Below are 13,638 nucleotides of genomic sequence, written 5' to 3'. Positions count from 1 at the left end.
CATAACGGATAGGTGGATTGCTTTGTCGCTTGCGCTCCCTTGCGCAAACGCTTCGCGTTTGTCGCAGGCAATGACGGGGAGAGGTCGGGAGTTACGCCACACCCGCGCGCAGGAAATCGTGCAGGTGCACGATGCCGATCGGCTTGCTGGCGTCGGTCACGATCAGCGTCGTGATCTTCGAGGAGTTGAGGATCTCCAGCGCCTCGCCGGCCAGCACGTCGCGGTCGATCGTCTTCGGATTTTTCGTCATCACTTCGTCGACGGTGGCCGACATGAGCTGCGGCCCCATATGGCGGCGCAGGTCGCCGTCGGTGACGATGCCGACGATGTGTCCGCGAGCGTCGACAATACCGACACAGCCAAAGCCCTTGGACGTCATCTCGACCAGCGCCTCGGACATCTTGGTGCCGAGCGGCTTCAGCGGCACAGCGTCGCCGGTGTGCATGAGGTCGCGGGTGTATTTCAGGAGCGCGCCGAGCTTGCCGCCGGGATGCAGCACGCTGAAATCGACCGAGGTAAAGCCGCGGCCTTCCAGCAATGCAATCGCCAGCGCGTCGCCGAGCGCCAGCATCATCAGGGAAGAAGTGGTCGGCGCGAGATTGTGCGGGCAGGCCTCACGCGCCTTTGGCAGCGTCAGCGCGATGCCGGCCGCCTTGGCGAGGGAAGATTCGCGCTCCGCCGTCATGGCGATCACGGGAATACGGAAGCGCTTGGCATAGGTGATCAGATTCTTCATTTCCGGCTGCTCGCCGGACCACGATAGCGCCAGGATGACATCGTCCGGCGTGATCATGCCGAGGTCGCCATGGCTCGCTTCGGCCGCATGGACGAAGAAGGCGGGCGTGCCGGTGGAGGCGAAGGTCGCGGCGATCTTGCGGCCGATATGGCCCGACTTGCCGAGCCCGGTGACGATCAGACGTCCCTTGGCGTTCCGGACCAGATCGACGGCGGCGACAAAGGATGCGCGAAGGTCGGACTGCAGCGCCGCCGCGATCGCGGCGATGCCGCTGCCCTCGGCATCGAGCGTGCGCAGCGCCGATTGGACGGCGGCATCAGCGGGTTCAGAGCCGGATGATTGTACCATCAGCGGATTCGGATTGGCCATGTCTGTCCCAGGAAAGGAGGGGCTTCGCGCCCCGAATCCTTGCATAGCATGGGCCGTCCGGCGAAGCGACGCGGGGCTGCCGCCCTCAACGGCTCATTAACCATAATTGTTTTAACTCCATTAACGACGTGTTCCGCGAGGGTTCGGCGTTCGTCCACCAAGTATCTGTTTTTGTTGGGGTATATTTTATCGTGATGGCGGGGCCAGCATCGGGCCGGAACGGCCGCGCGCGCCTCTTCCGCGCAGCCTTGCCGTGCCTTGCGCTGTTCGTCCTGACCGGAACCGCAGCGCGAGCGCAAACCGTCACGTCGGACCTGTTCAGCTCAAGGCGGACCAGTCAGATGCTGCCGCCGGATTCGCCGCTGCGCCGGACGGCGGCAGAGGTGAACGATCCCGTCAACAGCCCAAAGCTGCAAGAGAGTGACAAGCCCGCGCCGTCGCGGATCGGACAGATCCCGAAATACGGTCTGCCGGCCGCGAGCGGCGCAGCCGACATCGGCTACGATTCGCTCAACCGCAAGCGCAAGAAGCCGAAATATTATCCGGGGCAGGCGAAGCCGAAGCCGCCGGTCGGACCCGGTAGTCCGCCGCCGCCGATTGCGTCGAACACGCGGCTGCGGCTGTCGATTGCCCCATCGGAATCAGCGCACAGAACCCCGATCCCGCCGGCGATGGCGGGCACGGTCGTGGGACAGCCGCCGCGCAAGCGTCTCAGGATCGATGACGATCCGTTCGGCGCGGTCGGCGATTACGCCGGCAGCTTTCTGATCAAATCCGCGGTCGAATTCTCGGGCGGCTACGACACCAATCCCGGCCGGCTCGTCCCGGCGCAAGGCAAGCCGTTCTACGTGATCGCGCCGGAATTCTTGGTGGTCTCCGACTGGGAGCGTCATGCGCTGGTGGCCGATCTCCGCGGCTCCTTCACCGGCTACGGCAGCAATCTCACGCCGAACGCGGACGGCACGCCGCTGTCGGCGCCGCTCGATGTCGACCGGCCCAACTTCATCGGCCATGTCGACGGCCGGCTCGACGTCAGCCGCGACACGAGGCTGACCGCGCAGGGACGCTTGTTCGTCTCGACGGACAATCCCGGCAGCCCGAACGTGCAGGCCGGTCTCGCCAGATATCCGATCCTCACCACGGTTGGCACGACTTTAGGCGTCGACCAGAGCTTCAACCGGCTGCAGGTTTCTGCCGGCGCCACCGTCGACCGCACCGACTATACCAATTCAAAGCTCACCGACGGCACTTCAACGACCAACGACGACCGTAACTTCAACCAGTATGGCGGCGTCGGCCGCGTCAGCTATGATTTGAAGCCGGGCATAAAGCCGTTCGTGGAAGTGCAGGGCGACAGCCGCGTGCATGACGTCAGGCTCGACCGCAGCGGATTTGCGCGCGATTCCAGTGGCGGCTACGTCAAGGGCGGCACCAGCTTCGAATTCTCGCGGCTGTTGACCGGCGAAATCGCCGTCGGCTATGCCGCGCGCGACTACGTCGATCCGAGGCTCGATCGCCTGGAAGGCCTGCTCGTCTCGTCCTCGCTGGTCTGGACCGCAACGCCGCTGACGACGGCAAAATTCTATTCCGACACCACGATCACGGAGACCACGCTGCCAGGCACGTCGGGCGTCCTGACGCATGTCTACACCGTCGAAGTCGACCACGACTTCCGCCGCTGGCTGACCGCGATCGGCAAGTTCACCTGGGGCTCGCTCGACTATCAGGGCAATCCCAGGCGCGACAAGATCTACGCGGTGTCAGGCGAGGCCATCTACAAGATGAACCGCAACGTCTGGCTCAGGGGCACGCTGCGGCGCGACTGGCTGGATTCGAATTTGCAGGGGAATAGCACAGCATCGACGGTGGTAATGCTGGGGGTGAGATTGCAGCACTAGGGCTGCCGACGCCCAAGCTCGTCATTGCCGGGCTTGACCCGGCAATCCATCCCTTAGCGAGAGTCTGATGAAGATTGATGGATGCCCGGATCAAGTCCGGGCATGACAGTTGTGAACGTGGCCCGTTTCGCGTCTCACTACCGCGGCAGGTCCGTCTTCCCCATCAGATACTGATCGATCGCTCGCGCGCACAGCCGGCCCTCACGGATTGCCCACACCACCAGCGACTGCCCGCGGCGCATGTCGCCTGCGGAGAAGACGTTCGGCAGCGAGGTCTTGTAGTCGGCTATGTTGGCGCGGACGTTGCCGCGCTGGTCGAGGTCGACGCCCAGCGTCTTCAGCATGCCGTCGTGCACCGGGTGCACGAAGCCCATGGCGAGCAGCACGAGCTGCGCTTCGAGCTCAAATTCGGTGCCCGCAATCGGCTTGAACTTGTCGTCGACCTTCACGCAGTGCAGCTTTTGCACCTTGCCGTCAACGCCTGAGAATTTTTGCGTCAGCACCGCGTATTCGCGGCTCGCGCCTTCGGCTTGGCTCGACGAGGTCCGCATCTTCAAGGGCCAGTTCGGCCAAGTCACGCCCTTGTTCTCGTGCTCGGGCGGCGCCGGCATGATTTCGAGCTGGGTTACGGACTTCGCACCCTGCCGGAACGAGGTTCCGATGCAGTCGGAGCCGGTGTCGCCACCGCCGATCACGACGACATGCTTGCCGCCGGCCAGGATATCCTTGACGTCGCCGAGCGGCTCGGAGGAGACGCGGCGGTTCTGCTGCGGCAGGAAGTCCATCGCAAAATGGATGCCGTCGAGATCGCGGCCGGGGATCGGCAGATCGCGGCCGGCTTCGGCGCCGCCGGTCAAGGCTACCGCGTCATACTGGTTGAGCAGCTCGCGCGGATCGATGGCGCCTTGCGAAGTGCCGCCGATATGGACGCCGTAGTGGAACGTCACGCCCTCGGCCTCCATTTGCGCCACGCGGCGGTCGATGATGTGCTTTTCCATCTTGAAGTCGGGAATGCCGTAACGAAGCAATCCGCCGGCCTTGGCGAACTTCTCGTAGACGTGGACGTCATGGCCGGCGCGCGCGAGCTGCTGCGCGGCCGCAAGGCCTGCAGGGCCGGAGCCGACGATCGCGACCTTCTTGCCGGTCTTGGCCGGCGCGACTTCCGGCTTCAGCCAGCCATTGTCCCAGGCTCGGTCGACGATCGCGCATTCGATCGTCTTGATGGTGACCGGGTTGTCGTCGATGTTGAGCGTGCAGGATGCCTCGCACGGCGCCGGGCAGATGCGGCCGGTGAACTCCGGGAAATTGTTGGTCGAGTGCAGGTTGCGCGAGGCTTCTTCCCAGTTGCCCTGATAAACGAGGTCGTTGAAATCGGGGATCTGGTTATTGACCGGACAGCCCGGCGTGCCCGGCGCCACCGAGCCGGTGCCGTGGCAATAGGGGATGCCGCAGTTCATGCACCGCGCAGCCTGGTCGCGGGTGTCCTTCTCGCTCAGGGGAATGACGAATTCGCGATAATGCTTCAACCGCTCGGCGACCGGCGCATACTTGCGTTCGTTCCGGTCGATCTCGAGAAAACCTGTGATCTTGCCCATTAAACCTGATGCCCCTGCATCTCTCGTTCGCATCTGTCTGTTTCCGTCACCCTCCATCATCGCGAGGAGCGTTATCGACGAAGCAATCCATGGTTCGGCTTGTGGCGCTATGGATTGCTTCGCTGCGCTCGCAATGACGGGCTGGTGTAACTAAGCCCCGATCGCGATTTTCGGCTCGGCGTCGGCGTCGACCTTCAATTCCTTCAGCGCGCGGCGGTATTCCACCGGCATCACCTTGCGGAATTTCGGCAGCCAGGCCTTCCAGTTCGCGAGGATCTCGGCGGCCCGTTTAGAGCCGGTCAGCTTGGCGTGACGCGTGATCAGCACGTGCAGCCGCTCCACGTCGGAGTCGAGCAGGTTCTGGAACACGTCGACCCGGCCATGCGCTTCGAGATCGCCGGTGTGGTGATAGGTGTTCTGGTTGATCATCTCTTCCGAGAGCACCGGCTCCAGTTCGACCATCGCCATGTTGCAGAGCTTTGCGAAGTCGCCGGCCTCGTCGAGCACATAGGCGATGCCGCCGGACATGCCGGCTGCGAAGTTGCGGCCGGTCTTGCCCAGCACCACGACGATGCCGCCGGTCATGTATTCGCAGCAATGATCGCCGGCGCCTTCGACGACCGCGACAGCGCCGGAGTTGCGCACCGCAAAGCGTTCGCCGGCGATGCCGCGGAAGTAGCATTCGCCCTCGATCGCGCCGTACATCACCGTATTGCCGACGATGATGGACTCCTCCGGGACGATGCCGGAATTCCGCGGCGGCTTGACGACGATGCGGCCGCCCGACAGGCCCTTGCCGACATAGTCGTTGCCTTCGCCTTCGAGCTCGAAGGTGACGCCCTTGGCCAGCCACGCGCCAAACGCCTGGCCTGCCGTGCCCTTCAGGCTGACATGAATGGTGTCATGCGGCAGCCCGGCATGGCCGTAGATCTTCGCCACGGCTCCGGACAGCATCGCGCCGGCGGAGCGGTTGGTGTTATTGATCTCTTCCTCGATTTTCACCGGCGCGCCGCGGTCGAGCGCGGCCTGCGCCTTCTCGATCAGGCGGCGGTCGAGCACCTTCTCCAGATGATGGTTCTGGGCTTCGGCGTGATAGATCTTCTGGCCCTTCTCTTCCTTCTGGCGGACGAAGAGTTTTGAGAAATCGAGCCCCTTGGCCTTCCAGTGCGCCACCAGCGTGGACTGGTCGAGCATCTGGGTCTGGCCGACCATCTCGTCGAACTTCCTGTAGCCGAGTTGCGCCATCATCTCGCGCACTTCCTCGGCGACGAAGAAGAAATAGTTGATGACGTGCTCGGGCTGGCCGGTGAAGCGCTTGCGCAGTACCGGATCCTGGGTCGCGACGCCGACCGGGCAGGTGTTGAGATGGCACTTGCGCATCATGATGCAGCCGGCCGCGATCAGCGGCGCAGTGGCGAAACCGAACTCGTCGGCGCCGAGAAGGGCGCCAATCACGACGTCGCGCCCGGTGCGGAAGCCGCCGTCGACCTGGACCACGATGCGGCTGCGCAGCCGCTCGCGCACCAGCGTCTGATGCGTTTCGGCAAGGCCGATCTCCCACGGGCTGCCGGCATGCTTGATCGAGGTGAGGGGGGAGGCGCCGGTGCCGCCCTCGAAGCCCGCAATGGTGACGTGGTCGGCGCGCGCTTTCGCTACGCCCGCGGCCACCGTGCCGACGCCGATTTCGGAAACCAGCTTGACCGAGACCTGACCGTCCGGATTGACGTTCTTGAGGTCGTAGATGAGCTGCGCCAAATCCTCAATGGAATAGATGTCGTGATGCGGCGGCGGCGAGATCAGGCCGACGCCGGGGGTCGAATGCCGCACGCGCGCGATCGTCGCGTCGACCTTGTGGCCAGGCAATTGGCCGCCTTCACCGGGCTTGGCGCCCTGGGCCATCTTGATCTGCATCATGTCGGAGTTGACGAGATATTCCGTCGTCACGCCGAAGCGTCCCGAGGCGACCTGCTTGATCGCCGAGCGCATTGAATCGCCGTTCGGCATCGGCTTGAAGCGATCGGCCTCTTCGCCGCCTTCGCCGGTGTTCGACTTGCCGCCGATCCGGTTCATGGCGATCGCGAGCGTGGTATGCGCCTCGCGCGAGATCGAGCCGAAGCTCATCGCGCCCGTGGCGAAACGCTTGACGATTTCGGAGGCCGGCTCGACCTGATCGAGCTTCACCGGCTTGCGCTTCTCGTCCTCGGCGGTCTTGATCCGGAACAGGCCGCGTAGCGTCAACAGCCGCTCCGACTGCTCGTTGAGGATCTTCGCGAACGCGCGATAGCGCTCCTGCGAGTTGCCGCGCACGGCATGCTGCAGCGCTGAGACGGACTCGGCCGTCCAGGCGTGGTCTTCACCGCGGGTGCGGTAGGCGTATTCGCCGCCCACATCGAGTGCGGTCTTGTAAACCTGCGCGTCGCCGAACGCGTCCGTATGACGGCGCGCGGTTTCCTCGGCGATTTCGGCCAAGCCCACGCCTTCGATGCGGGTGTGGGTACCGGCAAAATACTTCGCGACGAAATCGGCCTTCAGCCCGACGGCGTCAAAAATCTGCGCGCCGCAATAGGATTGGTACGTCGAGATGCCCATCTTGGACATCACCTTGAGCAGGCCCTTGCCGATCGACTTGATGTAGCGCTTGACGATTTCATAGTCGTCGAGTGCGCCCGGCAAGCGGTCCTTCATCGCGATGATGGTTTCGAACGCCAGATAGGGGTTGATCGCCTCGGCGCCGTAGCCGGCCAGGCATGCGAAATGATGCACCTCGCGCGGCTCGCCGGATTCGACGACGATGCCGACAGAGGTGCGCAAGCCGGTGCGGATCAGATGATGATGCACGGCGGCGCAAGCCAGCAGCGAGGGGATCGGAATCCGGTCCGTGCCCGCCATGCGGTCGGACAGGATGATGATGTTGACGCCTTCGCGCACAGCGCCTTCGGCGCGCGCGCAGAGTTCGTCGAGCACCTGCTCCATCCCCGCCGCGCCGAAGCCGGCATGGAATGTAGTGTCGAGCGTGCGTGACTTGAAATGGGTGTCAGCTACATCGGAGATCGAGCGGATCTTCTCCAGATCCGCATCGGTCAGGATCGGCTGGCGCACCTCGAGCCGCTTGGTCGAGGCCATGCCCTGCAGGTCGAACAGGTTCGGCCGCGGCCCGATGATCGAGACGAGGCTCATGACGAGTTCCTCGCGAATCGGGTCGATCGGCGGGTTGGTGACCTGCGCGAAATTCTGCTTGAAATAGGTGAACAACGGCTTCGGCCGGTCCGACAGCGCCGAGATCGGTGTGTCGTTGCCCATCGAGCCGGCGGCTTCCTCGCCGGTCGCAGCCATCGGCGTCATCAGGATGTTGATGTCTTCTTGCGAATAGCCGAACGCCTGCTGCCGGTCGAGCAGCGGCAGGTTCGAACGCATGCCCTTGACGGGCGCATCGGGCAATTCCTCGAGCACGAGCTGGGTGCGATGCAGCCAGTCGCTGTAGGGGTGGCTCTTGGCCAGCGTCGCCTTGATCTCGTCGTCGGGAATGAGGCGTCCCTGTTCGAGGTCGACCAAAAGCATCTTGCCGGGCTGCAGCCGCCACTTGGTGACGATCTCATCCTCCGGGATCTTCAGCACGCCCATTTCGGACGCCATCACGATGCGGTCGTCCTTGGTGACGAGATAGCGCGCGGGACGAAGCCCGTTGCGGTCGAGCGTGGCGCCGATCTGGCGGCCGTCGGTGAACGCGATCGCGGCAGGGCCGTCCCACGGCTCCATCAGCGCGGCGTGATACTCGTAGAAGGCGCGGCGCTGCTCATCCATCAGGGGATTGCCGGCCCACGCTTCCGGAATCATCATCATCACCGCGTGCGGCAGCGAGTAACCGCCCTGCACCAGGAATTCGAGTGCGTTGTCGAAGCAGGCGGTGTCGCTCTGGCCTTCGTAGGAGATCGGCCAGAGGCGGCTGATGTCCTTGCCGTAGAGCTCCGAGTGAACGGAAGCCTGCCGCGCCGCCATCCAGTTGACGTTGCCGCGCAGCGTGTTGATTTCGCCGTTATGGGCGATCATCCGGTACGGATGCGCCAGCGACCAGGTCGGGAAGGTGTTGGTCGAGAAGCGCTGATGCACCAGCGCCAGCGCGCTCTCGAAATCCTCTTCGTGCAGATCGGGATAGTACTTGCCGAGCTGGTCGGCGAGGAACATGCCCTTATAGATCACGGTGCGGCACGACAGCGAGACGGGGTAATAGCCGGCGAGCCCGCGGTCGCGGCGCTGGTAGATCGCCTGCGAGATCGACTTGCGCAGGATGTAGAGCCGACGCTCGAACTCTTCCTCGGTCTTCGCCGTGCCGTTACGGCCGATGAAGACCTGGATGTGGTAAGGTTCGGTCGGCTTGACGGTTTCGCCGAGCGAAGCGTTGTCGGACGGCACATCGCGCCAGCCGAGCAGCACGAGGCCCTCTTCCTTGATCTGTTCGGCGATGATGCTCTGGATCACCTTTCGCCACGCCGTCTCCTTCGGCATGAACAGCGCGCCGATCGCGTAGTGGCCGGGCTCCGGCAGCTTGAAGCCGAGCTCGGCGGTCTTGCGCGCAAAGAACGCGTGCGGGATCTGCACCAGAATGCCGGCACCGTCGCCGGCGCGCGGATCGGCGCCGACCGCGCCGCGATGTTCGAGGTTACAGAGAATGCTGATCGCGTCGGAGACGATCTGATGCGACTTGCGGCCTTTGATGTTGGCGATGAAGCCGACGCCGCAGGAATCTTTCTCCATGCCGAGGTCGTACAGGCCCTCGGCCGGCGGGCGCCAGTCATGCTCGCGCGCAATGTCGGCCGGTTTCGAAGCCGCGGTCGCCGACAGGGTTTCTGTCACGATGTTTTCGCGCTCGAATTCCGACCCGCTCATCTCATTCCTCTCAAAAAGGCTAAGGGCCTCACCGCATCGTCGGCGCACCTTGGACGCTTGCGGCACCCACCGGGCCACCGCTCGTCCGCCGCGAGCCGCAATTTCTTAAATTCAGGCTTGGGCGTTCAACGTCCCTGAGGAACGGCCTTGCCTGCACTGCCCTGGAGCTCGTGTCGCCACGGTTTCGTTGCAATCCCTGTGCCGGGACGGCTCCGCAATTGAGACAGTGATACTGTCCTAACTTCGACCATGCCAAATTTTTCTTTATCACACAAGCGCGTGAAAGTCCTCGCCCGCATGCGGATCGGCGCTTGATGGCCCGGGGAAAAGCCGCCCGCTGGGGTTTTGCGGCAGCGGCGCCCCGATCCGGCCCAAGGACCGCCGGATTTCGCAATGAAATTCGCCTTGGGCCGTCGGCGAGTGAGCAAAATGCTCCGGCTGCGGTCCGGAGGCTGCGGGGCTTACAGGAGCTTTCGGTGATGAAGTTGTTCACGGGATCTTTGGCGGCGGGACTGGTCCTTCTTGTGGGCGGCGCGCAGGCGCAGGTGCCCGGGCCCTATGAGATCGGGCGCTCGCCATACAGGGCGGCATCGGATTTCGACGCTCCCTATGCGGTGGCACCGCAATCGGTTCCCGGGCCGTACTACGAGCCCGGGCCGCGCTACGGAGCCGTGCCGCAGTATGGAGACGGTCCAGGACTGTTGCCGTCGACGGAAGTCTATTCCGTGCTGCGCGATAACGGATTCTCGCCGCTCGGTATCCCGAGGCTGCGCGGCTTCGTTTACACGATTGCGGCGCTCGACCGCGGCGGCGAGGACGGCCGGCTGGTGATCGACGCACGCAACGGCCGGATCATCCGTTTCGTGCCGTCCTACCGGATGGGCGACAATTTCTACGAGGAGCACAGCGCGCTTCCGGCAACTCCGGGGGCTCCGCCGCCGCAGGCCCACGCGCCGGCCACCCCGGCCAATGTCCAGGCCGCGCCGCGGCCGCAGCGGCCGGCCTCCCATGTCGCGAGCCGCGCGGTGCCGATGCCGAAAGCCAGTCCGGTCGCAGCCAAGCCTGCACCGGCGCCGGCCAAGCAGGCTGCTGCGCCTGCGCCGAAGCCGACCGAAGTTCAGGCCGCGGCGTCGCCGGCGGTGACCGGTTCGGTCCCGGCCAAGCCCGCCCCGCAGATTGCGCCGACGCAGGCGATGCCTGATGTGCAGGCGCTGGAGTAGGCACCCCATCTACGGATCTTCAAAAACGCCCCGGTCTCCCCGGGCGTTTTTCATTGCGATGGGCTATTCGTGCTGCCCGGCGGCGGCCAGGATCAGGTCGGCGACCTTGTCGGCCTGAGAGACCAGTGACAGGTGGCCGGCCTCCAGTTCGACCGTCGTGGCATTCATCCGCTTGGCGAGATACCGCTCGAGATCGGGATTGATGGTGTAGTCCTGTTTCGACACGGCGTACCAGCTCGGCTTGCTGCGCCAGGCGGCCGCGGTGGTGCGGCCGGTGAACAGGGATGCCGCGGTCGGCTCCTGCACGGCGTAGAGGACTTCCGCCGTCTTCCGGTCGACGCCATTGGCGAAGTATTTCAGGAATGCGTCCTCGGACAATTTGGTGAAGCCGTCATGCTCCTGAACGCCGGCCCGCACCGGCCCCGTTGGAAATTTCTGCGAGAGCGCAACGAAATCCTCGCCCGCATCGGGCGCGCGCGCCGCGATATAGACGAGCCCCGTGACCTTCGGGTCGGTGCCGACTTCGCTGATCACGGTGCCGCCCCAGGAATGCGCCACCAGCACGGTCGGCCCGTCCTGCTGCGCCAGCGCGCGGCGTGTGGCGGCTACGGAATCTTCCAGCGACGTCAGCGGATTTTGGACGGCCGTGACGTGAAGTCCCGCTGCCTGCAGCCGCGGAATGACTTTCGACCAGCTCGATCCGTCGGCCCAGGCGCCGTGCACCAGCACGACATTTTTCACTTTGACCGGTGCCGCGGCCTGCGCCGGCGTGGTGAGTACGCCGAACGATCCTGCAAACACACTAGCGGCGAGCGCCGCAACGATCCGTAACCTTGTCATCGATCTCTCCTGATTTGATACGTCTGTTGAAGCGCTGGGTGCGAAGGTGAATACGTCGTCGAACTGCAAACGTTACGCGTCTCGGCGCCGCCGGTGCCGGGCACGCGGTCGAATAGTCGTTGCAGAAGCGGACATCATTTAAATTCGCTGTTAATGAGCGGAGCCGGATTGCGTCGTCTTCGTGATGCGCGCACAAAAAACGCCCCGGTCTCCCCGGGGCGTTTCGCGTTCAGCCAATACCGGCTGAACCTACCGTGTTACGCGGCGACTGAAGCGTCGACCACCTGCGGGGCCTGCGCGCCCGAATTGATCGGAATGCTGCGCGGCTTCTTGGCCTCGGGGATCTCGCGGACGAGATCGACGTGGAGCAGGCCGTTCTCGAGCGAGGCGTTCTTCACCTGCACGAAATCGGCAAGCTGGAAGACGCGCTCGAAGGCGCGTGCGGCGATGCCGCGGTAGAGCACTTCGGATTTGTCCTTGCCGTTCTCGTTGGCGGTTTTCTCGCCCTTGATCGTCAGCGTGTTTTCCTTCGCGACGATCGAAAGCTCGCCCTGCGAGAAGCCGGAAACCGCAACGCTGATGCGGTAGGCGTTCTCACCGGTGCGCTCGATGTTGTAGGGCGGATAACCGGGGCTGCCGTCGGAGGTCACCTGATCGAGCAGGTTGAAGAAGCGGTCGAAGCCGACGGTGGAACGATAAAACGGGGTAAGATCGTAGGTACGCATAGGATAGTCCTCCATTGAGCGACTGTTGCAATTACCCGCCCGCCATCGGGCCGGGCTGTAGTCCTGTGCAGCCTCAGTTTTTGGAGCCTTGGTTTTTGAAGCCTTGGCTTTGGTTCCGAAACACTGGCAGTGGCCTGCACAGAAGTGATATGGGAGGGGTGAAACGGCGTTCAAGAGAGGCGAAACAGGCCCTTTTTTACGCTCCCGCCTTGATTTTCAGCCCTTTTCACCTAGTCGGTTCCCGTCATGACGCTCGTCTCCATCCCCGCCAATCCGGTTCCGGAGGACGTCGTCTCGGGCACCATCAAGACGCCCGACGGCGCGGAACTGAGGTTCGCGCGCTGGGCGCCGCCGGCGGGGCGCAAGGGCACGGTCTGCGTCTTCACCGGGCGCAGCGAGCAGATCGAGAAATATTTCGAGACGGTGCGCGACTTGCGCGATCGCGGATTCGCGGTGGCGATGATCGACTGGCGCGGCCAGGGTCATTCCTCGCGCCGCCTGCGCGATCCGCGCAAAGGCTATGTCCGCGACTTCGCCGATTTCGAAGTGGACGTCGAGACCTTCGTGCAGCAGGTGGTGCTGCCGGATTGTCCGCCGCCGTATTTCGCGCTCGCGCATTCGATGGGCGGCGCTGTCATGCTGCGGGTGGCGCATGCGGGAAAACGCTGGTTCGACCGCATGGTGCTGTCGGCGCCGATGATCGACCTGCCGGGGCGCACGACGTCCTTTCCGACGCGGGCGCTGCTTCGGATCATGCGGCTGATGGGGCAGGGCGGCCGCTACGTGCCCGGCGGCAGCGATGCGCTGACCGGAACGGAATCTTTCATCAACAACCCCTTCACCAGCGATCCCGTGCGCTACGCCCGCAACGCCGCGATCCTGGAAGAAGACCCGACGCTGGGCATCGGCTCGCCGACGGTGGCGTGGGCCGATACCGCATTTCGGGCGATAAATACCTTTCGCGGCGTGAACTACCCGTCCGAAATACGCCAGCCGATCCTGATGCTGGCCGCCAGCAACGACACCATCGTTTCAACGGCGGCGATTGAGGAGTTCGCCTATCACTTACGCGCCGGCTCTCATTTGGTGATCGCAGGCTCCAAGCACGAGATCCTGCAGGAGCAGGACCGCTACCGCGCGCAATTCTGGGCTGCGTTCGATGCGTTCGTGCCAGGCACGCCTCTGTTCAAGTGATTGCCTTTCGTATCCGCTCGCGTTCCCCGGATGCTGCGCAGCGCCTTAAGCGCGTTCACGCGCGTCTTTGACGCGCTATGGCATTTGGCGTGGTGCGCTGCTGATCCAGGGTCCATTGCCGCAGTAGGTCCCGGCTCTGCGGAGCAGACTTACACGCTGCGCCGCGTCCGGACACGA

At 64.1% G+C, this 13,638-nt stretch carries 8 protein-coding genes; 3 read left to right on the top strand and 5 right to left on the bottom strand.

The features are described from left to right. Positions 1 to 91 precede the first annotated feature (91 nt). Positions 92 to 1,105, bottom strand: a complete 1,014-nt coding sequence (locus CQ13_RS02825) for a KpsF/GutQ family sugar-phosphate isomerase (protein WP_057841514.1) — start codon at positions 1,103 to 1,105, stop codon at positions 92 to 94. 194 nt (positions 1,106 to 1,299) lie between these two features. Here CQ13_RS02825 and CQ13_RS02820 point away from each other — a divergent pair, with 194 nt between their 5' ends. Next, entirely contained in the window at positions 1,300 to 3,003 is a 1,704-nt protein-coding gene (locus CQ13_RS02820) for an outer membrane beta-barrel protein (RefSeq protein WP_057841513.1), read from the top strand. A 137-nt stretch (positions 3,004 to 3,140) separates the two neighbouring features. Here CQ13_RS02820 and CQ13_RS02815 read toward each other — a convergent pair whose 3' ends face one another. Further along, on the bottom strand, positions 3,141 to 4,598 hold the full coding sequence (locus tag CQ13_RS02815) for a glutamate synthase subunit beta (protein ID WP_057841512.1): 1,458 nt from the start codon (positions 4,596 to 4,598) through the stop codon (positions 3,141 to 3,143). A gap of 150 nt (positions 4,599 to 4,748) precedes the next feature. Beyond that, a complete protein-coding gene (gene gltB, locus CQ13_RS02810; protein ID WP_057841511.1) occupies positions 4,749 to 9,482 on the bottom strand; it encodes a glutamate synthase large subunit in 4,734 nt (1,577 codons plus the stop codon). A 479-nt stretch (positions 9,483 to 9,961) separates the two neighbouring features. Between gltB and CQ13_RS02805 the strand changes: the two genes are divergently transcribed. Then, positions 9,962 to 10,702, top strand: coding sequence for a hypothetical protein (locus CQ13_RS02805; protein ID WP_057841510.1), 741 nt, complete (start codon positions 9,962 to 9,964; stop codon positions 10,700 to 10,702). A 63-nt stretch (positions 10,703 to 10,765) separates the two neighbouring features. On the opposite strand, the gene CQ13_RS02800 is transcribed toward CQ13_RS02805, so the two are convergent. Both CQ13_RS02800 and CQ13_RS02795 read right to left on the bottom strand, forming a co-directional pair. Further along, the gene (locus CQ13_RS02800) at positions 10,766 to 11,542 is read right to left on the bottom strand and encodes an alpha/beta fold hydrolase (RefSeq protein WP_057841509.1); all 777 of its coding nucleotides are present in this window, start codon (positions 11,540 to 11,542) and stop codon (positions 10,766 to 10,768) included. Positions 11,543 to 11,799: 257 nt separating this feature from the next. Beyond that, a complete protein-coding gene (locus tag CQ13_RS02795; RefSeq protein ID WP_028350462.1) occupies positions 11,800 to 12,267 on the bottom strand; it encodes an Hsp20 family protein in 468 nt (155 codons plus the stop codon). 246 nt (positions 12,268 to 12,513) lie between these two features. Between CQ13_RS02795 and CQ13_RS02790 the strand changes: the two genes are divergently transcribed. Further along, positions 12,514 to 13,461, top strand: coding sequence for an alpha/beta fold hydrolase (locus CQ13_RS02790; RefSeq protein ID WP_057841508.1), 948 nt, complete (start codon positions 12,514 to 12,516; stop codon positions 13,459 to 13,461). Positions 13,462 to 13,638 lie beyond the last annotated feature (177 nt).

It is taken from the genome of Bradyrhizobium retamae (assembly GCF_001440415.1).
In the GTDB taxonomy this organism is placed as follows: domain Bacteria; phylum Pseudomonadota; class Alphaproteobacteria; order Rhizobiales; family Xanthobacteraceae; genus Bradyrhizobium; species Bradyrhizobium retamae.
Note: the sequence above shows the minus strand (reverse complement) of the source record. Positions and strands in the feature narration are given on the sequence as shown.

Bases quoted from the DNA above. Each gene is read 5' to 3' on its own strand.
- CQ13_RS02815 (WP_057841512.1), bottom strand. From the start codon at position 4,598: ATGGGCAAGATCACAGGTTTTCTCGAGATCGACCGGAACGAACGCAAG.
- CQ13_RS02825 (WP_057841514.1), bottom strand. From the start codon at position 1,105: ATGGCCAATCCGAATCCGCTGATGGTACAATCATCCGGCTCTGAACCC.
- CQ13_RS02795 (WP_028350462.1), bottom strand. From the start codon at position 12,267: ATGCGTACCTACGATCTTACCCCGTTTTATCGTTCCACCGTCGGCTTC.
- CQ13_RS02790 (WP_057841508.1), top strand. From the start codon at position 12,514: ATGACGCTCGTCTCCATCCCCGCCAATCCGGTTCCGGAGGACGTCGTC.
- CQ13_RS02805 (WP_057841510.1), top strand. From the start codon at position 9,962: ATGAAGTTGTTCACGGGATCTTTGGCGGCGGGACTGGTCCTTCTTGTG.
- CQ13_RS02800 (WP_057841509.1), bottom strand. From the start codon at position 11,542: ATGACAAGGTTACGGATCGTTGCGGCGCTCGCCGCTAGTGTGTTTGCA.
- gltB (WP_057841511.1), bottom strand. From the start codon at position 9,482: ATGAGCGGGTCGGAATTCGAGCGCGAAAACATCGTGACAGAAACCCTG.
- CQ13_RS02820 (WP_057841513.1), top strand. From the start codon at position 1,300: ATGGCGGGGCCAGCATCGGGCCGGAACGGCCGCGCGCGCCTCTTCCGC.